The organism is Amycolatopsis sp. NPDC114478, from assembly GCF_055633805.1.
In genome coordinates this window covers 316,808-338,474 of sequence record NZ_JBVKDO010000011.1, presented here as the reverse complement: position 1 = coordinate 338,474, position 21,667 = coordinate 316,808, and the positions used below count along the sequence as shown (strand labels likewise).

Sequence of the window (21,667 nt, the reverse complement as noted above, 5' to 3'; positions counted from 1 at the left end):
GATCGCGAAGGTGTTCGGCAAGGTGCTGGGCAAGGTCAGCGGTCTGGACGGGTTGCACGTCAAGGAGGGCGGGTTCGTCCACAAGATCCCCAAGGGGGAAGGGGGCGGAGTCCACACCCGCGCCCACGGCGGGGACGGTTCCCACTCCGGGGACGGTTCCCACTCCGGCGATCCGGGCCATGCGAATGGGGATTCGCCGAGTTCGGATCCGATGAACACCGATCCGGGGTCGCGGCGGAGTTCGGGCCGGGACGGATCTAGTTCGCCGGACGGGGGCAGTTCCCCGTCGCACACGAACGATGGCGATGGGTCGCCCTCGCACACGGGTGAGGGGGATGGTTCGCCTTCCCACACCGGGGATGGTTCGCACACCGGCGACGGTTCTCCTTCGCGGTCGGGCGACAGCAGTCCCTCCCCGACCCGAGGAGGAGACAACACGCCCTCGCACACCGCCGATGGTTCTGCCTCGCGAGCAAGCGACAACAGCCCCTCCCCGACCCGGGGCAGCGACAGCACCCCCTCACACACCGGCGACGGTTCTCCCTCGCGAGCAAGCGACAACAGCCCCTCGCACGGTGGGGATAGCAGTCCGTCGCCCACTCGGGGCAGCGACGGCACCCCCGCGCACACCAGCGACAGCAGCCCCTCGCCCGCCCGCAGCGGCGACAGCGCGCCCTCGCACACCGGGGACGGTTCTCCGTCGCGAGCGAGCGACAACAGCCCTTCGCCGACCCGGGGTGGCGACAGCACGCCCACCCACGGCGGCGACTCTTCCTCGCACACCGGTGGCAGCTCGCCGTCCCGGAGCGACGGCAACGCACCCGGCTCGCACGGCGGGACCGAATCCCCCAGCAGCGCCGCACCCCCGCGCACCGATGGCACCACCTCCGCCAGCGGCACCGCCCCCACCGCCCCTCGCACGGGCGAACCCGGCGCCGTCCCGGCGCCACGCGGTGGCGATGGCGCCTCCGTCCCGTCGCAGGGCGGCGCGCCGATGATGGGCGGCGGTGGTGGCATGCCACCCGGCGGCGGGCCCGGTGGTGGCGGCCTCGGCGGCGGCTCGCCGCGCACCGGCAGCGCCGGCTGGACCGGCACTCCGGGCACCCCCGGCGCGCACGTCGACGCCTCCGGACGGCCACGCACCGGCGGTGATCTGCCCAGCGGCGGTCGTCCGCGCACGCCGGACGCACCCGCGGCCCGCGGCTTCGGACCCGGCACCCACACCCCGGGCACCCGGCCGCACGAAAACGGCCCCCGCCCCGGCTCGCACACCGCCGACACCCACGCACCGGACACCCGGCCGCACGAAAACACGCCCCACGAGCACGACCACGACGGCGCCACCCCGCACCACGACGAACCCCTCACCCCCGACGAGGTCAACGCCCGCCACGCCGAGAGGACCCCCTCCGGCAGCTCCTACCACGCCGGCGATCCCCACATGGGCGACCTGCCCCACCGCGTCCACCCCGACCCCGATGGCCGCTACACCGTCGACGTCCACGTCACCCCCGACGGGCACGCCCGGATCGGCGACCGCCTCTACACCCCCGAAGAGTTCGCCGACATCCTGCGCCGCAACGGCGACTACGACGGCCGCCCCATCCGGCTCATCGGGTGTGATGCCGGCTCCAACGACTTCGCCCACCGCCTCTCCCGCGAACTCGACACCGAAGTCACCGCCCCCACCAAACCCGCCTGGACCGACTCCCACGGCCGCGTCTTCTCCAGCGACTACGAAATCGGCCCCGACGGCAAGATGCGCCCCCGCATCCCACCCGACGGCGAATGGAACACCCACCACCCGGACGGCACCACGCACCGGGCGGGCGACGACGGCTTCGCGCCCGACAGCCACCACGGCGACCAGCACGACGTCGACGCCGACAGCGCGCAGCACCGCGGCGACGGCGACACCCACGACGACCCGCTGCCCTACGACGAAGTCCCGAAGCCGCGGCCGATCGCCCGGGACTCGCCGGAGTTCGGCGAACGGTTCGTCACCTTCGACCGGCACGAGGACAGCCACTACGCCGGGCACCGCGAGCGCCCGGACGGGCACCCGCCGATCGAGTCGCCGCGCGAGATCGACGACCTCGACCCGCGCACCCGCAACTCCAAGCTCACCGAAGACGGGGTCCCGCAGGTGCTGCGCGGTGAACGTCCGCTGGCACCGGACGCGCAGTACAACGTGTCCTACAAGAACGGCGCCACCAGCCACTTCTTCACCGACGCCGACGGCCGGGTGACGCACGTCGAGGCGACGCCCGGCAAGGAGCCGCCGTTCCACAACCCCGACCTGCGCTACCCGCTGCTCCCGGGCGCGCAGTACCGGGTGGCCAACTTCCACGACCCGGGCAAGCACTGGGACTTCCAGATCGGCGACCACGGCCGGCCGGTCGCGATGACCGGGGAGCCCGCCTTCCGCGGCCAGAACGAGGACTTCCGCGACACCGCGTCCCAGAACCGGTCGGGCGGCGAAGGCCGCAAGGCCTTCCAGGGCGACGCCGACTACGACCAGGTCAAGTGGGCGGGCGGGCACTTCGCGGCCAACGAGATGGGCGGGCCGGGCGAGTACGTCAACATGCACTCGCAGATGGCCGCGTCCAACAGCGGCAACAACCGCGACGGCTGGATCCACGACGCTTCGTGGCGCCGGCAGGAGGTCGCGCTCGGCGAGTACGCCGCCCACCCCGGTCAGGAGATCGAGAACTACCAGGTCCGGACCTCCGGCGAGCTGCCGGGCGGCATCCCCGCGGAAGTCACGATGCGCTGGCAGAAGGTCACCTACGAGCTCGACGCGGAGGGCCACCTCGTCCTCGGCCCGGACGGCAAGCCGGTCGAGCTCACCCGGGAGACCCAGGAACGCGTGTTCAAGAACGACCCGTCGAAGATCAACTACGGCCCGAAGACCCCGTACGGAAGCGAGACCGCCGATGCCTGACGACCTCACCGGCGGGATCGCCGCCGCGCTCGCCGGCGGCGCGCCCGCGGGCTGGGCGCGGATCACGCTCACCGTTTCCTCGACCGTGCTCGCCGACGACTACGCGCTGCAGGTGAAACTGGCCGACGGCCGCAACGGGGCGATGGCCGTGCCCGCCGCGGTGAAGGCCGGCTTCGAGCAGCTGCGTGAGCGGATGTATGAACCCGGGCGGGGCACGTGGTTCTCGGCGACCGTCGAGCTGCGGGCCGGCGCCGCGCCCGAGTTCGCCTACAACTTCGACGACGACCCCCGCTGGTGGCCGCCGTTGCACCCCACGGCGTTCGCCCGCGACCTCGAAACGTTCCCCCGCGACGAGGGCCACATCCCGCCGTGGCTGCGGGAGCTGCTCGACGAGGGCGCGCAGCTCGAACGGCAGCGGACCCCGCCCGCCGTGCCATGATGGCCCCCGCCCCGAACCACCAGGAGGAACCCGCGCATGCCCGTTTGGCCGCTGCTCGACCCGATCCAGCAGAAGGAAGAGCTGGACGGAATCACGAACGCGCTGGTCTCCGCGCTGCCGCCCGGCTGGCGTGAGCTGGTGATCGACTTCCGCGCGCTCGGCCGGAACCTCGACGTCGCCGTGGCCGTGACCGGGCCGGACGGCAAGGAACGCGTCTGGGAGCCGCCCGCCGAGGTCTGGCGCGCCTTCCAGCGGCTGCGCGGCGGGATGTACGCGGAGAACGAGGGCACCTGGTTCTCCGCGCGCTACATCCTCGAACCGCCGGCGCGCTTCACCATCCAGTACAACTACCAGAACCAGCCGGACTTCCAGCCGCCGCCCGCGCCGCAGGAGTTCCTGACCGAGCAGGAGCGCTTCCCGCGCGACGAGGCGCACATGCCGGAGTGGTACCGCGCCGGGCTCCAGGCCGCCCGCGCGGCCGGCAACTGACCCCAGGAGTTTCCGCGCCATGAGCCAGCCACCGGGGCCGCTGAGCCCGGACCAGCAGCAGGAGATCGTCCGCCGGATCGGGGCGGTGCTGACGTCGCAGGTGCCGCCGGCGTGGCGGCAGCTGCGCGTGGAGTACCGCGCCGCCGGGCGGCACGTCGAAGCCGACCTGCTGGTGACCGGGCCGGACGGCGTGCCCCGGCCGGGACAGCCGCACCCGGAAGCGGTGCGGCTGCTCGGAGTGCTGCGCTCGGGCATGTACCAGCCCGGCTTCGGCACGTGGCTGGGCGCGATCCTCGTGTTCGAGCCGGCGCAGCCGCCCGACGTCGACTTCGTGCGGCCGGACCTCGAACCGCCGTTCCGGCAGCAGCCGCCGCCGATCGGGTTCCAGGACGAGCTGCGGTTCTTCCCCCGCGCCGACGAGCACATCCCGGCCTGGCTGCGCGAGCGCGCCGCGCTGACCCCGCCGGTCGCCGAAGGCGAGGTGCGCACGCCGCGGATCTACGACGGCGTCGACGCTTCGGGCAAGCCGCTGGTCCGGCGCCGTCCGCTCGTCCCGGCCGAAGCCGAGCGGGTGCTCGCGTACCTCGACGCCGCGCCGGTCATCCTGGCCTCGCGCAGCAACGGCCCGGACGCGTTCGCCCCGGACCGCGCGGACGCGGTGCCGATGAACTTCCGCACCGACGGCGCTTGGGCGTGGCCGGGCGCCGTGGCGTACTACCTCCGTGAGCACGGCGTGCCGCCGGACCCGGACCTGGTCGCCCACATCCGGGCCCGCCGCTTCACCGCGCCGTCGGAGGTACCCGAGTCCGCCAAGGACCTCGCTCTGGCGGCGATCACCGGCGAAGCGCTGTGACAACCGGGGCTTCGCCCCGGGCCGGGGGCTCCGCCACCCGGAACCCCCGAAAGACCGGTTAGACGACCGTGTAACCCGCGTCCGTCAGCGCGATCTCGAGGTCCTTGCAGTGCTCGGGGCCGCGGGTTTCGAGCGCCAGCACGATGTCGGCCTCGCCGAGGTCGAGGCTGCCGGAAATCCGCGAGTGCTCGACGTCCAGGACGTTCGCGCCCAGCCCGCTCACGCAGGACAGCACGCCCACGAGCGACCCCGGCCGGTCCGGGACGCGCAGGTGCAGGCGCAGGTAGCGGCCACCCGCCGTCATGCCGTGCTGGATGATCTGCAGGAGCAGCACCGGGTCGACGTTGCCGCCCGAGAGGACCGCCACCACCGGGGGCTCGAAGATGCCGGGGTGCTGCAGCAGGGCCGCGACCGTCGCCGCGCCGGCCGGCTCGACCACCAGCTTCCGGCGTTCCAGGCAGAGCAGCACCGCGCGCGACAGGGACTCCTCGGACACCGTCACGACGTCGTCCACCAGGGATGCGACGTGCGCGAAGCTGACCTGGCCCGGTTCGCCGACCGCGATGCCGTCGGCCATCGTCGAGGTCGACCCCAGCCGGACGGGCATGCCCTTGGCCAGCGACGGCGGGTAGGCCGCCGCCTCCTCGGCCTGGACGCCGACGACGCGGACGTCCGGGCGCACCGCCTTCACCGCCGAGGCGACCCCGCCGACCAGCCCGCCGCCGCCGGTGGCGACCAGGATCGTCTTCACGCCCGGCACCTGCTCGAGGATCTCGAGCCCGACGGTGCCCTGGCCGGCGATGACGTCCACGTGGTCGAAGGGGTGGATGAACACCGCGCCGGTCCGCTCGCCGAACTCGATCGCGGCGGCGAGGGTCTCCTCCAGCAGCGCGCCGTGGAGGTGGACGTCGGCGCCGTAACCGCGGGTCGCGGCGAGCTTCGGCAGCGGCGCCCGCAGCGGCATGAAGACGGTGGACTTGGCCCCGAGCAGCGACGACGCGAGCGCGACGCCCTGCGCGTGGTTGCCGGCGCTCGCCGCGACGACGCCGCGTTCGCGCTCGGCGGCGCTGAGGCCGTGGATGCGGGTGTAGGCGCCGCGGATCTTGAACGACCCCGTGCGCTGCAGGTTTTCGCACTTCAGGTGCACCGGACCGCCGTGGAGCTTGCGCAGGTCGCGCGCGTGCTCCATCGGCGTCACCCTGGTCACTCCTTTTAGGAGTTCCCGGGCGGCCTGGATCCGCTCGATGGTGACGAGTTCCATGGCCCGGACTATGCCACTCAGGAACTCCACAGGTTGACGGGGCGGGAGCCGGGTACCCTGGGCGTGTCAACACACGGTAAACAGGGAGCAACCATGGCACGGGGGAACGACGCTCGACGGGCTCGCGCCACCCGGTCAGCCGGGCTGGTCCCGCTCGTGATCGGCCTGGCGTCGGCCGCAGCCCTCACGGGAGCCGCGTACATCACGGTCGACAGCGCCTCGTGCGCGTCCCCGGCCCAGTACATCCGCCACGACAGCCACGTGGAGCTGGTGGGCGGCTGCGTGGACGGCGCGAACCTCCCTGCCGCGGGCACCCCGAGGCCCGGCGGCGTCGTGCACGGGAATTACAACCCCTGACCTGGTGGGTTACCCCGGTGTGCCCCGTCGCCCGATGATCATCCGGTGACCACCGTTTACGAGCCGGGCCGCGGTCCCTTCCCTGACCCCGGCGACGAAGCCGTGTTCCTACGGAACATGGTCGAAGACCGCCGCGTCGTGATCACGCTCCGGGTGGAGCGGCTCTACGGCGGCGGTCTCGACCTCGGTGACTGAGGCTCAGCCCAGCGCGGCCAGCAGGTCGGCCACCAGGTCGCGGCCGTCCTCGATGCCGACCGACAGGCGCAGCAGGTCCGCCGGGACCTGGAGCGTCGAGCCCGCCGTGCTCGCGTGGGTCATCTTGCCCGGGTGCTCGATCAGCGACTCGATGCCGCCCAGCGACTCCGCCAGGATGAACAGCTTCGTGCGGGACGCCACCTCCAGGGCCGCCGCTTCGCCGTCCGCGTGGCTGAACGACACCATCCCGCCGAAGCGGCGCATCTGCTTCGCCGCCGTCTCGTGGCCCGGGTGCTCCGGCAGGCCCGGGTAGTAGACCTTCGCCACCTTCGGGTGCTTCACCAGCGCCTGGACGATCAGCTCGGCGTTGTCGCTGTGCCGCTCCATGCGCAGGGCGAGAGTTTTGATGCCGCGCAGGGTCAGCCATGCGTCGAACGGCCCCGGCACCGCGCCCGCGGCGTTGCGCAGGTAGAAGAACTGCTCGCGCAGCTCGTCCTCGTTCGTGATGATCGCGCCGCCGACCACGTCGGAGTGGCCGCCGAGGTACTTCGTCGTCGAGTGCAGGACGATGTCCGCGCCCAGCGACAGCGGGTTCTGCAGGTACGGCGTCGCGAAGGTGTTGTCGACCACCAGGCGCGCGCCGGCGTCGTGCGCGACACCCGCCAGCGCGGCGATGTCGGCGATGCCGAGCATCGGGTTGGTCGGCGACTCGCACCAGATCAGCTTGGTCTCGGGCCGGATCGCGGCGCGCACCTCGTCGAGGTTCGCGAGGTCGGCGACGGTGTGCTCGACGCCCCACAGGCTGAGCACCTTGTCGATCAGGCGGAACGTGCCGCCGTACGCGTCGTTGCCGAGCACGAGGTGGTCACCGGGGCGGAGGGTACTGCGCAGCACCACGTCGGAGGCCGCCATGCCGGACGCGAAGGCGAGCGCGTGCCGGCCGCCTTCCAGCGAGGCCAGCGCCTCCTCCAGCGCCGAACGGGTCGGGTTCGCGGTGCGCGAGTACTCGTAGTCGCCCTCGCGGGTCCCGCCCACGCCGTCCTGCGCGTAGGTCGAGGTCTGGTAGATCGGCACGATCACGGCGCCGGTGCGGGGGTCGGGCTTCTGACCGGCGTGGATCGCGCGGGTCTCGAATCCCAGTACGGAGTAGTCGTCCACCATGGGTAGAGCGTACGGCGAGGGCCCGGCATTCCCGTCAGGTGGGACGGATCTCAGGGGTGCACCACCGGGCGACGGGGGCGGACACGGCGAGCACCAGCGTGGCCAGCGCGGGCGGCACCACCACGGCCAGCGCGGTCAGCCCGCCCATCGCCAGGTCACCGGGGCCGCCGAAGGTCACCCCGGCCGCCGCGAGGGCCGCCGACGTCAGCGTCGCGAGCAGCGCGGCCGAGCTCCCGGCGACGCAGCCGATCCGTCCGGCGTTCTGCCGCCGCAGCAGCAGGATCCCGCCGGGCAGGAGCGCGGACGCGAGCACCAGGTCGACGGCGGCGTGGATGACGACGCGCCCGGCGTCTTCGGGGAACCGGAGCAGCGAGACGACGTCCAGGACGAGCCCGAGCAGGTAGACCGCCCCGCCGAGCAGGGCGAGCACGGCGGCGGCGAGCGCGGTCCGGCCTTCGGTTCCGGTCACGGCTGCCGAGGATACGACCGATCACCGGGGGTGACCGGCACGGGTCACCAGCTGCGGGTCGAGTAGGCCTCCTGGCCCGTCCACATCCCGAGCGTCGGCGTGCGGTAGCGCAGGTAGCGCAACGTCGGCGGCACGAATGCCAGGACGAGCACCAGCACGGCCAGCGCGGCCAGCCCCACCCGGTCGGCCATCGCGAAGCCGCCGTGGGTGAACATCGCGTCGGCGAAGCGGGCCAGCGGGACGCCCACCGAGAGCGGCTCGGTCAGCAGCGCGCCGATGGCCAGCAGGGCGCCGAGGCCGAGCAGGACCGCGCCCGCCGTCGCGCGGAAGAACGTCACCAGCGCGCCCAGCAGGAGCACGAGCCCGGCGCCGAGGTAGCCGGCCAGGTCGATCAGCACCCAGCCCGGCAGGGCACCGAGGCTGAATTCGGCGGGCATGTCGAGGTAGATCTTGACCGGCACGTACCCCGCCGCGACGGCGGCCGCGATTCCGAGCAAGCCGGCGAGAACCGCCGTTACTCCGGATGGCCGAGCCGATGAATACGAATGCGAACGTGCCACCGGGTATCCGTGCGGACCGGCCACGACTCCCCCATCACTTCAACGCCAGACGACGGCGCCAACCCTAGCCGGGAAAGGGGGAAATGACTCCGAAAGAGAACGGAATTCGGCCGGACGGCGGAACCCAAGATCATTTTCCTGCGGTAGTGGCAGAAATGCTGTCACGTGATCACCGACAGTTGATGTATCGGTTATTGGTCCTCTTCGGACAATTGCGAATCGGGCGGTAAATGCAGCGTGCCCCGGAGCCGAATGGGCTCCGGGGCACGAGGAGGTGTACTAGTTCACCACTGCTGCTGCGGCGGCTGGCCGGGCTGGCCCGGCTGGCCGAACCCGCCGCTCGGCGGACCCTGCTGGCCCGGCGGCTGGCCCCAGCCCTGCGGCGGCTGACCCGGCTGCTGCGGGTAGCCGTGCGGCGGCTGGCCCGGCTGGCCGTACCCGCCCTGCTGCGGCGGCTGGCCCGGCTGCGGGAAGCCCCCGCTCGACGGCTGCGGGAACCCTCCGCTGGACGGGTTGGGGCCGCCCGGCTGGCCGTAGCCCGGGGGCGGGCCGTAACCCTGCGGCGGCTGACCGGGCTGGCCGTAGCCGCCCTGCTGCTGCCCGAACCCACCCGGCTGACCCGGCTGGCCGAACCCGCCCTGCTGTTGCTGCTGCGGGCCGCCGAAGCCCTGCGGCCCACCGAAGCCCTGCGGACCGCCCGGCGCGGCGCCGCCGCCCCCGAGGCCGACGAACTGCTGCGTCGCCGGGATGAGCCCGAGGACACCCACGATGAGGATGAGGATGCCGATGATCAGCGGCGGGAGCCCGAGGCCGAACGTGTCCTTCTCGGACGCGGAAGCCTGCGCGAGCGTCTTGGCGTTCGGCGTCATCCCGATCTTGAGCAGGAGCGCGAAGAGCGTGAGCAGCGCGCCACCGGCGACGATCGCGATCGGGACGAACTTCTTGATCCCGCCGAGCTTGCCCGCGAGCGCCAGCCCGACGCCGCCGGCGAGGGAGACCAGCGACCCCACCAGGATCATGATCACGTAGAACCAGACCGTGCCCGGGCCGACGATGCCGGCGTCGGAGAGGAGCTTGTCGATCGCCGCCTGGTCCGGGGCGAGGTCGAAGATCTTCGAGTAGTCGCTCGCGTCGCTCATGTAGCTGAACGAGATGATGAGCGCGACCAGCGCCAGCAGGGCGACGACGCCACCGAAGATGTAGCCGAAGAGGCCGTTGTTCCCGGCCGACGGGCCGCCGAACTGCGCCGGCTGACCGCCGAAGCCGGGCTGCTGGGGGCCACCGAACCCGGGACCGCCGAAGCCCTGCGGCGGCTGGCCGGGCTGGCCCGGCTGGCCGAAGCCCGGCTGCTGCTGCCCGAACCCGCCCGGCTGGCCGTGCTGCCCCGGCTGACCGGGCTGGCCGAAGCCGCCCGGCTGCTGGCCGTACGCCGCGGCCGGGTTGTCGGCCGCGCTCGGCGGCGGGGTGTACGGGATCGCCGGCGGCTGGGAGCCCGGCGGAACCAGCTGCGTGGAGTCCGCGACCGGGGCGTCGCCGCCGGCCGGGTTCACCCACTGCGTCGCGTTCGCGTCGACCGGCGGCATCGCCTGGGTCGCGCCCGCCCCGCCATCACCCGGCTGGGCAGGCTGGACGACCTGGGTCGGCTCCGGCGTCTCCCCGAACGGGGAACCGCTCTGGGGCTGGGCGGGCTGGACGACCTGGGTGGGTTCCGGGCTGCCGAACGGGTCCTGCTGCGACTGGGGGCCACTCGGCGGGCCTTGAGGTGGCTGGCCGCCACCCCACGGCTGGTTCGGTGGCTGCGGTGCACTCATGTGGGTCTTGAACCCCCTTGACGAGGACGCGAAAGTTTTGTACTCGCGCTCACGCTATCGGATCACCCGGCGGGGCGCTCGTAACGCCCCTGCCGGGTTCACCGATTAAGACCCTTTCCAGCTGCTGTTCAGCGCCCGGCCAGGAAGCCCAGGAGGTCGTGGCGGGTGACGACGCCGGCGGGCTTGCCGTCGATCAGGACGAGCGCCCCGTCGGCGCCCTCGAGCGCCGTCATCGCGGCCCCGACCTGCTCACCGCCGCCGATCGTCGGCAGCGGCGGGGACATGTGCCGCTCGAGCCGGTCGGCCAGCTGCGCCTTGCCGGTGAACAGCGCGTCGAGCAGGTCGCGCTCGTTGACCGCGCCGACGACCTCGGCGGCCATCACCGGCGGCTCCGCGCTGACGACGGGCATCTGGCTGACGTCGAACTCCGCCAGGATCGCGATGGCCTCGGCGACGGTCTCGTTCGGGTGCGAGTGCACCAGGGCCGGCAGGTGCCCGCTCTTCTTGGTGAGCACGTCGGCGACCGTCGCGCCGGAGGAGTCGGGCGGCAGGAAGCCGTAGGAGGACATCCAGGTGTCGTTGAAGACCTTCGTCATGTAGCCGCGGCCGCCGTCGGGCAGCAGCACGACCACGACGTCGTCCTCGGTGAGCCCTTCGGCGAGCTTCAGCGCGGCGGCGACGGCCATCCCGCAGGAGCCGCCGACCAGCAGGCCCTCCTCGAGCGCGAGGCGCCGGGTGACCTGGAACGAGTCGGCGTCGGAGACCGGGATGATCCGGTCGGCGATGTTGCGGTCGTAGGTGTCCGGCCAGAAGTCCTCGCCGACGCCTTCGACCAGGTACGGCCGCCCGCTGCCGCCGGAGTAGACCGAGCCCTCCGGGTCCGCGCCGATCACCTGCACGCGGCCGTCGCTGACCTCCTTGAGGTACTTGCCGGTGCCGGAGATCGTGCCGCCGGTGCCGACGCCCGCGACGAAGTGCGTGATCTTGCCTTCGGTCTGCGTCCACAGCTCGGGGCCGGTCGAGAGGTAGTGGCTCTCCGGGTTCTGCGGGTTGGCGTACTGGTTGGGCTTCCAGGCGCCGTCGATCTCGCGGACCAGGCGGTCGGAGACGTTGTAGTAGGAGTCCGGGTGCTCGGGCGCGACCGCGGTCGGGCACACCACGACGCGGGCGCCGTACGCCTTGAGCACGTTGCGCTTGTCTTCGCTGACCTTGTCCGGGCAGACGAACACGCACTGGTAGCCCTTGCGCTGCGCGACCATGGCCAGGCCGACGCCGGTGTTGCCGGACGTCGGTTCCACGATCGTGCCGCCCGGGCGCAGCTCGCCGGAGCGCTCCGCGGCTTCGATCATGCGCAGCGCGATGCGGTCCTTGACCGAGCCACCCGGGTTCAGGTACTCGACCTTGGCCAGCACGAGCGGCTTGAGCCCCTTGGTCAACGAGTTCAGCTTGACCAGCGGGGTGTTGCCCACGAGGTCTGCGATGTGCTCTGCGTACTCCACGACCGCCAGCCTAAACGGCGCACCGGTGGCGTTGTCCACTCGTGCGCCGGCGGGGTCCGGGCGGTCTCCGGGTGCGCGTCGGCGATGCCGGGTCGCGTCAGCGAGGTCGAGCCGCCCGGAGAGGACCGCCGGCGGCCACCAAGCCGCTCGTCCACGCCGGTACCGGCCCGAGGGCCGCTGCACGCTGAGCCGTCATCCCGTCCCGGAGGTTCCACCCGGCGCCGATCGCGCGGCACCCCGTCCGAAGGGTCGAGGACGCCCAGTAGGCGGCCCGTCCGGTCATCATCGCCAGTTCACCTCCCGTGTCGGAAACGGCGACCCTGCTATTGGTGCGACGATTCTATCGGCGCGCCGGTTGCCCCGGTTCGTCCTTTCGAGTCAATTGTGACCTCCCCGGGCCGTCGCGTTCTTCCCAGCCGTCCGGCCAGGTGCGCGGAAACCCCGGTTCCGCTTCGGCACCGGCGAGCCGGGCGGTCGACTTCGTCCCGAAATCGGCCGGACCTGCGAAAACGGCGCCATTGAACGTCTCGCACCCGTCGCCGAATTCGGCACCGCGGAAATCGACGCGGTTTTCGAACGTCGCCTTGTTGAAGTCGGCTTTGGTGCGGAATCTGCTGCCGCGGAAGGACGTCAGCTCGGAGAACGTCGCGTCGTAGCAGGTGATCGACCGGATCGCGCAGTGCGTGAAGTTCAGCCCGACCCAGCCGCGCCCCGGAGAAGTCGAGGTCGATGTCCGGCCAGAAGTCGCCGCTGGGCTGCTCGGGCTTGCCGGGACGCAGGTGCAGCATGAGGATGCGCTGCGCGGTCTTGCGGACCTGCAGCTCCTCGAGGTTTTCGCCGGGCTTGTCGAACGGCATCCGCAGGTAGGCGCAGAGGACGTTGACGATGGTCTGCCGGTGCTCGGGGTGCCCGCCGGCGAGCCGTTCGAGCGAGTACAGCCCGGCGAGGCGGACCGGCGCCTTGTCGCTGCCGAGCTGGTCGGCGGCCAGCTCGATAGATCTCGGTGATCCGCCGTTCGGTGGCGTCGTGGTCCTTCTGCGCGAGGTCGAGCTCGGCCGAGCGCTGCCGCCGGGCGGCGAGCAGCAGCGCGGCGGCGCCCCCGGTGCCGACGACGATGTTGGCGGCGGTCTTGAGGGCGTCGAGACGGGCGGAGTCCTCCGGGCGGCCGCCGCCCAGCAGGGTGAGCAGCAGGGTGGCCGCGAGCGCGGCGACCACCAGCAGCCCGGCCCCCCACAGCAGGATCGTCCTCGTCCGCAGCACCCGCGTCTCGGTCCCCACCCGGGTGATCCTGCCAGCCCGTTGTTGCGTTGGTCGCGTTCGGCTTTGCCCGCGGCGTGGTTCACGGCACACTGGTGAGCAACCGCTTAGCTCGCGATACGAGGATGTGTCACGTCATGCCTGAAGCCGTCATCGTCTCCACCGCTCGTTCGCCGATCGGCCGTGCCGGGAAGGGCTCGCTGGTCGGCATGCGGCCCGACGACCTGACCGTGCAGATGGTCCAGGCCGCGCTGGCCAAAGTGCCGGAGCTCGACCCCGCCGACATCGACGACCTGATGCTGGGCTGCGGTCTGCCCGGTGGCGAGTCCGGGTTCAACATGGGCCGCGCGGTCGCCGTCGAGCTCGGCTACGACCACCTGCCCGGCTGCACCATCACGCGGTACTGCTCGTCCAGCTTGCAGACCACCCGGATGGCGTTCCACGCGATCAAGGCCGGCGAGGGCGACGTCTTCATCTCGGCCGGCGTCGAGACCGTCTCGCGGTTCGCCAAGGGCAGCTCGGACTCGTGGCCGGACACGCACAACCCGCTGTTCGCCGACGCGGAGAAGCGCACCGCCGCGACGGCCGAGTCGGGCACCGACAGCTGGACCGACCCGCGCACGTCCGGGGACGTTCCCGACGTCTACATCGCGATGGGCCAGACCGCGGAGAACCTGGCGCGGCTGAAGGGCGTCACGCGCGAGGACATGGACGAGTTCGGCGTCCGCTCGCAGAACCTGGCCGAGAAGGCCATCGCGGACGGCTTCTGGGCCAAGGACATCACCCCGGTGACGCTCCCGGACGGCACGGTCGTCTCGAAGGACGACGGGCCGCGCGCGGGTGTCACGATCGAAGGCGTTTCGGGCCTGAAGCCGGTGTTCCGCCCGGACGGCCGCGTGACGGCGGGCAACTGCTGCGCGCTCAACGACGGCGCGGCGGCGCTGGTCGTCATGTCCGACACGAAGGCGCGCGAGCTGGGCCTGACGCCGCTGGCGCGGATCGTGTCGACGGGCGTGACGGGGCTGTCGCCGGAGATCATGGGCTACGGGCCGGTGGAGGCGTCGAAGCAGGCGCTGTCGCGGGCGGGCCTGTCGATCGGCGACATCGACCTGGTGGAGATCAACGAGGCGTTCGCCGCGCAGGTGATCCCGTCGTACCGCGACCTGGGCATCGAGCTGGACCGTCTGAACGTCAACGGCGGCGCGATCGCGGTGGGCCACCCGTTCGGCATGACGGGCGCGCGCATCACGTCGACGCTGATCAACTCCCTGCAGCACCACGACAAGCAGTTCGGCCTGGAAACGATGTGCGTGGGCGGCGGCCAGGGCATGGCGATGATCATCGAGCGCCTTTCCTGACCTGCTGAAACCGGCCCGAAGGCCACCTCGACGCGACTCGAGGTGGCCTTCGGCGTCAGTGGACCATCGCCGGGGGCGTGACCTCGTCGCCTTCCGAGGGGGCCACCGCCGGCTTCGTCTTCGGCAGGAACAGCGCCGGGATCACGCACAGCACCACCAGTACCAGCGACCACACGAACGTCGTCGAGAACGCTTCCGCCGCCAGCCCCGTTGCCGCCGCGTGCGACTGCGGGTTCAGGATCGCCGCCGTGGCCGCCAGCTGGCCCTGGGCCGTCGGGACGCCGAACTTGCCCGCCAGCAGCGCCGCCAGGATCGTCGCCATCACCGCCGAGCCGATCGCTCCCGCCGTCTGCTGGACGATGTTCGTCGCCGTCGAGGCGCGGGCCATGTCCTTCGGCTGCAGCGTCTGCAGCGCCGACGTCGTGATCGGCATCATCGTGCAGCCCATGCCCAGGCCCATCACGAACAGCGCCGACAGCAGCGTCCAGTACGGCGTCGTCGCCGTGACCTGGGTCAGCACCGCCATCGCACCGATGATCAGCACCATGCCCGGCAGCACGATCTTGCGCGCCCCCACCTTGTCCGCGAGCCGGCCGGTGACCGGCATCGTGATCATCGCGCCGATGCCCTGCGGGGCCAGCAGCAGGCCCGCGTGCAGCGTCGTTTCGCCGCGCACCAGCAGGAAGTAGGTCGGCAGCAGCATCATCCCGCCGAGGAACGCGACGAAGAACAGCGACATCGTCACCATCGCCACCGTGAACGACCGGTTCTTGAACAGCCGCAGGTCCACCAGCGGGTTCGGCACGCGCAGCGCGCGCAGCACGAACGCCACCAGCAGCGCCAGCCCGGCCAGCGCCGGCAGCCACACCTCGACCGCGCCGACCCCGCCCGCCGACGGGATCTTCGAGACGCCGAAGATCAGCGCCGCCAGCCCCGGCGACACCATCAGCATGCCCAGGAAGTCGAAGCGCGAAGCCGCCTCGGGCTCGTCCTTCGGCAGCAGCCGCCACGCCAGCAGCAGCGTGACGACGCCGATCGGGACGTTGATGAAGAAGATCCAGCGCCAGCTCACCGCGTCGACCAGCCAGCCGCCGAGGATCGGGCCGCCGATCGGGCCGAGCAGCATCGGCACGCCCAGCACCGCCATCACCCGGCCGAGCCGCTGCGGGCCTGCCGTGCGGGTCAGGATCGTCATGCCGCACGGCATCAGCATGCCGCCGCCGAAGCCCTGCAGGACGCGGAAGGTGATCAGCGTTTCGATGTTCCACGCCGCGCCCGCGAGCATCGAGCCCGCGAGGAACAGCACGATCGCGAGCATGTAGAGCCGCTTGGTGCCGAAGCGGTCGGACGCCCAGCCGGTGACCGGGATGACGGTCGCGAGCGCCAGCAGGTAGCCGGTGGCGACCCACTGGATGACGTCGAACGACGTCGAGAACTCGATCGTCAGCTTCTGCAGCGCGACGTTGACGACCGTGGTGTCCAGGATCGCCATGATGGCGCCGAGGACGACCACGGACGCCACCTTGAGCACCCCGGCGTCGAGCGCGTCACCGTTCGGCGCCGAGCCGGTTCTTTGCGTAGCCATAAGGAGAAATCCCCCAGTTTCGTCGATTCGTCCGCGACCCTACCGGGGGCCTCCGACAAAAACGCCTCAGCAGGTGCTGTCGGTCGGCACCGGGTTGGCCAGCCCGAACAGCGGCCGCAGCTTCAGCCCGACCCACGTTCCGCCGAGCGCGAAGACGCCCCACAGCCAGCCGTGCAGGCTGCCGGTCGAGATCCCGCCGAGGTACGCGCCGATGTTGCAGCCGCCCGCCATCCGCGCGCCGACGCCCATCAGGACGCCGCCGAGGATCGCGGCCACCGCCGTGCGCCACGGGATGGAGCTGTGGATCTTCCACGCGCCCGCGGCCGCGGCGGCCACCGCCGCGCCGATCATGATCCCGATGTCGGTCAGGCTGTTCTTGTCCTTCCAGATCGGGCCGGCCAGCGACACCGCGTTCGACTTCTGGCGCCAGAACTCCCAGGACTCCGGGCGCAGCCCGAACACCTGCAGGATCTTGGCGCCCCACAAGGAGAACGCGCTCGTGACGCCCCAGATCCCGCCGGACACCAGGAACACCGCGCCGGCCAGCACGCCCAGCACGACGGCGCCGACGAGGATCGGCCACGAGCCGCGGAAGACCCGCGCGAAGCCGTGCGCGGTCGGCACGACGTCCACCGGCGGCGGCGTGCGGCGGCGCTGCACCGCGCGGGTGACCAGCACGATCCCCGCCAGCACGGCGATCGTGATCGCCCACGAGCCGAACCAGCCGACGTGGTCGGCCAGCAGCACGCCGGGGAAGGCGGGCCAGCCGTTCAGCAGCGGGTACGCCCACGTGTAGAGCACGGACCCGGTGATGAACCCGCCGAGCGTCAGCACGATCGCCGACTGGCCCGAGCCGACCGCGAACAGCGTGCCGGACGCGCACGCGCCGCCGAGCTGCATGCCGATCGCGAACAGCGTCGCGCCGACGAAGAGGGCGAGCCCGAGCGGGCTGGCCGTCGGCGCCGGTTTGCTGCCGAACAAGCCGGCGCCGGTGCCCGCGATCAGCGCGATCAGCGTCGCGGCGGTGCCGAGCAGGAGCGTGTGGGCGCGCAGGCCCTGGCCGTTGCCGACGGCGATCAGCTGCCGCCACGCCGACGTGAAGCCGAACCGCGAGTGGAACAGCGCGAGCCCGAGGCCCAGGCCGAGCAGCAGCAGGACGCCGAACTTGGCGCCATGGCTCGCCCAGACGTACCAGGTCAGGCCGGCCGCGAGGACACCCGCGACGGCCAGCGCGACCACGCGGACGGGCTCCTCCGGCCGCGGGACGGGCGCGGCGCAGGAGGTGGGGAACTCGAGGAACTTCTTTTCGCCGGCAGGGGATTCGGTCGTCGCCACCAGTACTCCAGGCTTGGGTGGGCGGAGCAGGACGAGCAACGTTAGGTCCGGTGATCGTTTCGTCGCAGCCCGTCGCACACTGTGGGACGAACGGAGCAATCCGGGTACCCCTGAACGCGCAGAAGGCCCCCTCGCCGGCGGGGCGAGAGGGCCTTCGGAAGCACTGGGTGACTACCGCTTGGACTTGAAGCACATCGTGCGCGCGGGCTCCGGGTACGCGACCGGGATGATCCCTTCTTCGGTGCCGCACGCGTTCTTGTCGGCCTGGCCTTCCACGACCTTCACGACCTCGGCTTCGGCGCCCGGGTCGGTGCACGGCACCTTCTGGTAGCCCTGCGTCTTCGAGGTGAGGTTCGCCAGGCAGTCGCCCTGCTTGGCGTTGACCATCAGGCACAGCTTGTAGGAGCTGCGGCCGGTGACCGAGTAGGTGTCGTACGGGGACTCCCCGCCACCCGGGCACGCGTTGCTCGCGCTGTCGAGCTTCGCGCCGATCTTCACGTTCGCCTTGACGTCGTTGCAGTCGGCCTTGACGGGGTCGTCGCCACCGCTCGTGAACTCGGTGATCGTCAGGCAGTCACCGACGTTGGAGCTGGCCGGCGAGTTGTTGAACGACACGATCCCGATGACGACGGCGACGATCACGACCACGCCGATGAGGGAGAACTTGATGATCGAGCCGGTCTTCGACTTCTTCGGCACCGGCGGCGCGGGCGGGAACTGGCCGCCCGGGAAGCCGGGTTGCCCGGGCGGGTACTGCCCCGGCGGCGGGCCGTACTGGCCGCCCTGCGGCGGGGTGCCCGGCGGCGGGCCGTACTGACCGCCCTGCGGCGGGGTGCCCGGCGCGGCGCCGAACTGGCCCGGCTGGCCGTACTGGCCCGGCTGACCGCCCGGCGGCGGCCCGTAGGGACCCGGCTGACCCACCGGCTGCTGGCCCCCGGGGGCCGGAGGGGGAACGCTCACTGTGCACCTCACACATGTGAAATGAAGAACCGACCGGCACATCCAACACGCAGGGTGAGCGCGTTCCGCAGTGGGGTCCCCGGATGCACTAATTACCCACAAAGAAGGCGCCCCGGTTGGTTACGGAGCGCCTTCATCGCGAGACAGTGAGCCAGAGTTACTCGCGGAGGTACGACAGCAGCCGCAGGATCTCCAGGTACAGCCACACCAGCGTCGTCATCAGGCCGAACGCGGTGTACCAGGCCCACTTCGACGGCATGCCCTCGCGGATCATCCGGTCGGCCTGGTCGAAGTCGAGCAGGAAGCTGAACGCCGCGATGCCGATGCAGACGATGCTGAACACGATGGCGAGCGGGCCGCCGTCGCGCAGCGGGTTGAACCCGAAGACCAGCGAGCTGATCAGGTTGAACAGCATCAGGATCGCGACGCCGACGACGGCCCCGACGATCCACTTGGTCAGCTTCGGCGTCACCTTGACCGCGCCGGTCTTGTAGACGACCAGCATGCCGATGAAGACACCGGCGGTGCCGATGATCGCCTGCAGCGCGATGCCCGGGTAGACGACCTCGAACACGCCGCTGAGCGCGCCGAGGAAGAGCCCTTCGGCCGCCGAGTAGACCAGCGTCAGCGGGCCGCTCGGCTTCTGCCGGAAGATGATCACGAGGGAGATGACGAGCCCGACGACGAGGCCGCCAAGCATGGCGCCGATCAGGGCGCCCGACAGCCGGCCCGTCTCGGCAAGCTGGTTCTGGGCCCAGATGCCGGTGACGATGCCGGCGAGCAGCGCGACACCCAGGCTCATGCCGGTCTTGACGACGACGTCGTCGACCGTCATCGGGCGGTCGCCCTCACCGGAGCGGGTCTGTCCCGGGCCGTACCCGGGCACGCCGCCCTGGGGCTGGTTGAAGCCCACCGGGGGGCCGTACTGGCCGTAAGTCTGCGTTCCGCCGTGCGGCAGGTTGCGGAACGCCGGGTTGCTACTGGAACGCACCTGATCCTCCTGGATCTGCTGCTTCGTGGATCGACGCTGCATCGGGTTCAACGACCGCCGGGAGCGAGCGGTTCCCGTCGAGTAAAGACGACTTTAATCGACGGACGGCCTCTGGCCTCGGTGGACACCGTATGCGACGGAGATCACGACCGTTCGGCGACAGCCACCCGAAGAGCGGTAGACACCCCCGCCCCTTCCGAGTGACCCTCACCTGGCGTGCCCGGATGCTCACCGTGCGCGCGTCGGGGACTTGATCAATCACGTGACCTGCGGAGACGCGGCTGCCCGGCAACCGCGTCCGACGAAGGAGCCTGCACACCATGAGGTGGTCGACACGTCCCCGCGCGGGCGTCCGCGCACTCACCGGCCTGGTCGCCGCGGCCCTGCTGGGCGCGCTCTCCGTGACCGTCGCGGCCCCGGCGGCCTACGCCGCGAAGCAGGAGGGCATCGGCTACGCGGTCCAGCCCGGCCAGGACGGCACCGGTTCCCGGAACTGGCTGGGGTCCTACATCGTCGGCGGGCAGCAGGTGTTCTGCGTCAGCTTCCAGCTCAAGGCACCGGACACCGACGAGGTCTACAAACCCGGCGACGAGCTGCTGACGAAGTGGGGCACGAAGCTCCCGGCCGAGCAGGCGGCGAACATCTCGTACCTGCTGCTGCGCTACGGCGACACGAAGAAGCCGGACGAGGCCGCCGCGCTGGCGCACCTGCTCCACTCCTGGACGTCGGCGCCGCGCACCCCCGCCGACCTCGACCCGTCGCTGCCCGCCGCGAAGCTCGGCTACGACGCGCCGTACCACCTGGGGAAGCTGCCGGCGAGCGCCCAAGCCGCCGTCGATGCGCTGACGGCCGAAGCCGTGGCCAACCGCGGCCCGTGGACGGCGTCGGTGACCACGCCGAAGGACCCGCAGTACCCCGGCGAGGCCGGCGAGTGGACGGTCACGGTGAAGAACGCCAAGGGCAAGGGCGTTCCCGGCGTGGCGGTGAAGCTGGTGGCGTCGGCCGCGACCCTGGGCGGCGAACCGGCCGCGGGGAACGCGAGCCCGCAGGGCGCCGCGAAGGACGTCACGCTCGACACGGGCGCGGACGGGACCGTGAAGGTGAAGCTGACCCCGACCGGCGAGCAGCCGAAGCTGGTGGCGTCGCTGGCCGCGCCGGCCGACCGGCCGTACGTGCGGGTGCCGGTCGACACCGGGAAGCAGCGCGTCGTCTCGACCGGCGGTGAGAAGGAGCTGACGGCGCAGGGCGTGGTCAGCGTCGCGAAGCCGGGCAAGGTCCAGGTGACGAAGACGGACGCGAACACGGGCAAGGGCGTCGGCGGCGCGGTCCTGCGGATCACGGGCAAGGACAAGGCGACGGCCGCGCTCGGCCAGGACGGCAAGCCGCTCACCGGCGCCGACGGCAAGCCGGTGGTCGTCACGACGGACGGGGCGACGGGTGGCGTGACGGTCGACGGTTTGCGCGCGCCGCAGGAGATCTGCGTCGTGGAGGCCGGCCCGCCGCCGGGTTACACGAACGCGTACGACCCGAAGAACCCGCCGTCGGCGTGCGGCACGGTGAAGCCGGGCGAGACGCTGGCGTTGACGGTGGTGAACAAGCCGAACGAGGTCCCGCGCGCGATCCCGGCGGGTGGCGCGCCGTCGGTCCAGGCGCGGGGCGCGGTCGAGACGAGCTACTCCGCGCCGGGGCTGGCCGGGCTCGGCCTGCTGGTGCTGGTGGGCGCCGGGCTGGTCGCCCTCGCCGCGCGGCGGGCCACGCGCAGGTAAGCGAGATGGCACGCACCAACGCCGAGGGCTGGTCGGCGGACGACGACGGGACCCTGTACCGGCCCAGCGCGGCCCCGAGCAGCTGGTTCGAGCCGAGCCCGGCCCCGCCGACCGGCGGCGACGGCCGGGCCGCAACGGTCTCGGGCACGGCCGGCAACGGCGGCTGGGCCGGAGCCGACCCGGCTCGGGCCGCGAGCGACCACGGGGGCAGCCGGACAACCGACAGCACCGCCGGCCAAGCCGCCGCGAACCCCGGATGGGCAGACCCGACATGGGCGGCACGCGACCAATCCGCCAGCCGCGCGACCGAGCGCACCGCCGGACAGGCCGCGGCGACCCCCGGCTGGTCCGCGGATGACACCTGGGCCGGCTGGGGC

Annotated in this window: 21 protein-coding genes; 10 read left to right on the top strand and 11 right to left on the bottom strand. The window is 71.9% G+C overall.

Features of this window, described 5'->3' with window-relative positions:
* The first annotated feature begins 1,015 nt into the window (after positions 1–1,015).
* The 4 genes from ACZ7OH_RS29495 to ACZ7OH_RS29480 are packed head-to-tail and all read left to right on the top strand — an operon-like array spanning position 1,016 to position 4,725.
* A complete protein-coding gene (locus ACZ7OH_RS29495; RefSeq protein ID WP_470283772.1) occupies positions 1,016–2,944 on the top strand; it encodes a hypothetical protein in 1,929 nt (642 codons plus the stop codon).
* Positions 2,937–3,383: a hypothetical protein gene (locus ACZ7OH_RS29490; protein ID WP_470283771.1), complete on the top strand. Its 447-nt coding sequence runs from the start codon at positions 2,937–2,939 to the stop codon at positions 3,381–3,383. The genes ACZ7OH_RS29495 and ACZ7OH_RS29490 overlap by 8 nt, the downstream gene beginning before the upstream one ends.
* Before the next feature lie 36 nt (positions 3,384–3,419).
* The gene (locus ACZ7OH_RS29485) at positions 3,420–3,872 is read left to right on the top strand and encodes a hypothetical protein (protein WP_470283770.1); all 453 of its coding nucleotides are present in this window, start codon (positions 3,420–3,422) and stop codon (positions 3,870–3,872) included.
* Between the two features lie 19 nt (positions 3,873–3,891).
* Entirely contained in the window at positions 3,892–4,725 is an 834-nt protein-coding gene (locus ACZ7OH_RS29480) for a ferredoxin (protein ID WP_470283769.1), read from the top strand.
* 58 nt (positions 4,726–4,783) lie between these two features.
* Here the strand turns inward: ACZ7OH_RS29480 and ilvA are convergent, their stop codons facing one another.
* Positions 4,784–5,986: a threonine ammonia-lyase gene (gene ilvA / locus ACZ7OH_RS29475; RefSeq protein WP_400894806.1), complete on the bottom strand. Its 1,203-nt coding sequence runs from the start codon at positions 5,984–5,986 to the stop codon at positions 4,784–4,786.
* A gap of 93 nt (positions 5,987–6,079) precedes the next feature.
* Here ilvA and ACZ7OH_RS29470 point away from each other — a divergent pair, with 93 nt between their 5' ends.
* Together ACZ7OH_RS29470 and ACZ7OH_RS29465 are read left to right on the top strand one after the other, a co-directional pair.
* Positions 6,080–6,343: a hypothetical protein gene (locus tag ACZ7OH_RS29470; protein WP_470283768.1), complete on the top strand. Its 264-nt coding sequence runs from the start codon at positions 6,080–6,082 to the stop codon at positions 6,341–6,343.
* Positions 6,344–6,388: 45 nt separating this feature from the next.
* Positions 6,389–6,538 (top strand): hypothetical protein, encoded by a 150-nt coding sequence (locus ACZ7OH_RS29465; protein WP_470283767.1) that lies wholly within the window; start codon positions 6,389–6,391, stop codon positions 6,536–6,538.
* 3 nt (positions 6,539–6,541) lie between these two features.
* Here the strand turns inward: ACZ7OH_RS29465 and ACZ7OH_RS29460 are convergent, their stop codons facing one another.
* The 6 genes from ACZ7OH_RS29460 to ACZ7OH_RS29435 form a co-directional block, all read right to left on the bottom strand.
* Positions 6,542–7,699, bottom strand: a complete 1,158-nt coding sequence (locus ACZ7OH_RS29460) for a cystathionine gamma-synthase (RefSeq protein WP_400894810.1) — start codon at positions 7,697–7,699, stop codon at positions 6,542–6,544.
* 34 nt (positions 7,700–7,733) lie between these two features.
* On the bottom strand, positions 7,734–8,168 hold the full coding sequence (locus ACZ7OH_RS29455; RefSeq protein ID WP_470283766.1) for a hypothetical protein: 435 nt from the start codon (positions 8,166–8,168) through the stop codon (positions 7,734–7,736).
* 44 nt (positions 8,169–8,212) lie between these two features.
* The gene (locus ACZ7OH_RS29450) at positions 8,213–8,665 is read right to left on the bottom strand and encodes a hypothetical protein (RefSeq protein ID WP_470283765.1); all 453 of its coding nucleotides are present in this window, start codon (positions 8,663–8,665) and stop codon (positions 8,213–8,215) included.
* A gap of 347 nt (positions 8,666–9,012) precedes the next feature.
* Positions 9,013–10,539: a hypothetical protein gene (locus ACZ7OH_RS29445; RefSeq protein ID WP_470283764.1), complete on the bottom strand. Its 1,527-nt coding sequence runs from the start codon at positions 10,537–10,539 to the stop codon at positions 9,013–9,015.
* 128 nt (positions 10,540–10,667) lie between these two features.
* Positions 10,668–12,038: a cystathionine beta-synthase gene (locus ACZ7OH_RS29440; RefSeq protein WP_470283763.1), complete on the bottom strand. Its 1,371-nt coding sequence runs from the start codon at positions 12,036–12,038 to the stop codon at positions 10,668–10,670.
* A 340-nt stretch (positions 12,039–12,378) separates the two neighbouring features.
* Positions 12,379–12,672 (bottom strand): pentapeptide repeat-containing protein, encoded by a 294-nt coding sequence (locus tag ACZ7OH_RS29435; protein ID WP_470283788.1) that lies wholly within the window; start codon positions 12,670–12,672, stop codon positions 12,379–12,381.
* 25 nt (positions 12,673–12,697) lie between these two features.
* On the opposite strand from ACZ7OH_RS29435, the gene ACZ7OH_RS29430 reads away from it, so the two are divergent.
* Genes ACZ7OH_RS29430 through ACZ7OH_RS29420 form a run of 3 tightly spaced genes read left to right on the top strand, consistent with a single transcriptional unit; the run spans position 12,698 to position 14,653 of the window.
* Positions 12,698–13,045, top strand: coding sequence for a hypothetical protein (locus ACZ7OH_RS29430; RefSeq protein WP_470283790.1), 348 nt, complete (start codon positions 12,698–12,700; stop codon positions 13,043–13,045).
* The gene (locus ACZ7OH_RS29425; protein WP_470283789.1) at positions 12,999–13,394 is read left to right on the top strand and encodes a hypothetical protein; all 396 of its coding nucleotides are present in this window, start codon (positions 12,999–13,001) and stop codon (positions 13,392–13,394) included. Before ACZ7OH_RS29430 ends, ACZ7OH_RS29425 begins: the two co-directional genes overlap by 47 nt.
* A gap of 38 nt (positions 13,395–13,432) precedes the next feature.
* A complete protein-coding gene (locus tag ACZ7OH_RS29420; RefSeq protein WP_470283762.1) occupies positions 13,433–14,653 on the top strand; it encodes an acetyl-CoA C-acetyltransferase in 1,221 nt (406 codons plus the stop codon).
* Positions 14,654–14,708: 55 nt separating this feature from the next.
* On the opposite strand, the gene ACZ7OH_RS29415 is transcribed toward ACZ7OH_RS29420, so the two are convergent.
* The 4 genes from ACZ7OH_RS29415 to ACZ7OH_RS29400 all read right to left on the bottom strand — a co-directional run bounded on the left by ACZ7OH_RS29415 (position 14,709) and on the right by ACZ7OH_RS29400 (position 19,524).
* Complete coding sequence (locus tag ACZ7OH_RS29415; protein WP_470283761.1) at positions 14,709–16,238, bottom strand: DHA2 family efflux MFS transporter permease subunit; 1,530 nt, start codon at positions 16,236–16,238, stop codon at positions 14,709–14,711.
* A gap of 66 nt (positions 16,239–16,304) precedes the next feature.
* Positions 16,305–17,573, bottom strand: coding sequence for a YeeE/YedE family protein (locus ACZ7OH_RS29410; protein ID WP_470283760.1), 1,269 nt, complete (start codon positions 17,571–17,573; stop codon positions 16,305–16,307).
* Positions 17,574–17,744: 171 nt separating this feature from the next.
* Complete coding sequence (locus tag ACZ7OH_RS29405) at positions 17,745–18,533, bottom strand: LppU/SCO3897 family protein (RefSeq protein WP_470283759.1); 789 nt, start codon at positions 18,531–18,533, stop codon at positions 17,745–17,747.
* Positions 18,534–18,690: 157 nt separating this feature from the next.
* Complete coding sequence (locus tag ACZ7OH_RS29400) at positions 18,691–19,524, bottom strand: Bax inhibitor-1/YccA family protein (RefSeq protein ID WP_470283758.1); 834 nt, start codon at positions 19,522–19,524, stop codon at positions 18,691–18,693.
* Between the two features lie 320 nt (positions 19,525–19,844).
* Here ACZ7OH_RS29400 and ACZ7OH_RS29395 point away from each other — a divergent pair, with 320 nt between their 5' ends.
* Positions 19,845–21,290 (top strand): collagen binding domain-containing protein, encoded by a 1,446-nt coding sequence (locus tag ACZ7OH_RS29395; RefSeq protein WP_470283757.1) that lies wholly within the window; start codon positions 19,845–19,847, stop codon positions 21,288–21,290.
* Positions 21,291–21,667: the final 377 nt, after the last annotated feature.

Excerpts from the sequence above, each read along its gene's own strand:
- ACZ7OH_RS29495 (WP_470283772.1), top strand. The coding sequence starts at position 1,016 with ATGCCACCCGGCGGCGGGCCCGGTGGTGGCGGCCTCGGCGGCGGCTCG.
- ACZ7OH_RS29490 (WP_470283771.1), top strand. The coding sequence starts at position 2,937 with ATGCCTGACGACCTCACCGGCGGGATCGCCGCCGCGCTCGCCGGCGGC.
- ACZ7OH_RS29485 (WP_470283770.1), top strand. The coding sequence starts at position 3,420 with ATGCCCGTTTGGCCGCTGCTCGACCCGATCCAGCAGAAGGAAGAGCTG.
- ACZ7OH_RS29480 (WP_470283769.1), top strand. The coding sequence starts at position 3,892 with ATGAGCCAGCCACCGGGGCCGCTGAGCCCGGACCAGCAGCAGGAGATC.
- ilvA (WP_400894806.1), bottom strand. The coding sequence starts at position 5,986 with ATGGAACTCGTCACCATCGAGCGGATCCAGGCCGCCCGGGAACTCCTA.
- ACZ7OH_RS29470 (WP_470283768.1), top strand. The coding sequence starts at position 6,080 with ATGGCACGGGGGAACGACGCTCGACGGGCTCGCGCCACCCGGTCAGCC.
- ACZ7OH_RS29460 (WP_400894810.1), bottom strand. The coding sequence starts at position 7,699 with ATGGTGGACGACTACTCCGTACTGGGATTCGAGACCCGCGCGATCCAC.
- ACZ7OH_RS29445 (WP_470283764.1), bottom strand. The coding sequence starts at position 10,539 with ATGAGTGCACCGCAGCCACCGAACCAGCCGTGGGGTGGCGGCCAGCCA.
- ACZ7OH_RS29420 (WP_470283762.1), top strand. The coding sequence starts at position 13,433 with ATGCCTGAAGCCGTCATCGTCTCCACCGCTCGTTCGCCGATCGGCCGT.
- ACZ7OH_RS29415 (WP_470283761.1), bottom strand. The coding sequence starts at position 16,238 with ATGGCTACGCAAAGAACCGGCTCGGCGCCGAACGGTGACGCGCTCGAC.
- ACZ7OH_RS29395 (WP_470283757.1), top strand. The coding sequence starts at position 19,845 with ATGAGGTGGTCGACACGTCCCCGCGCGGGCGTCCGCGCACTCACCGGC.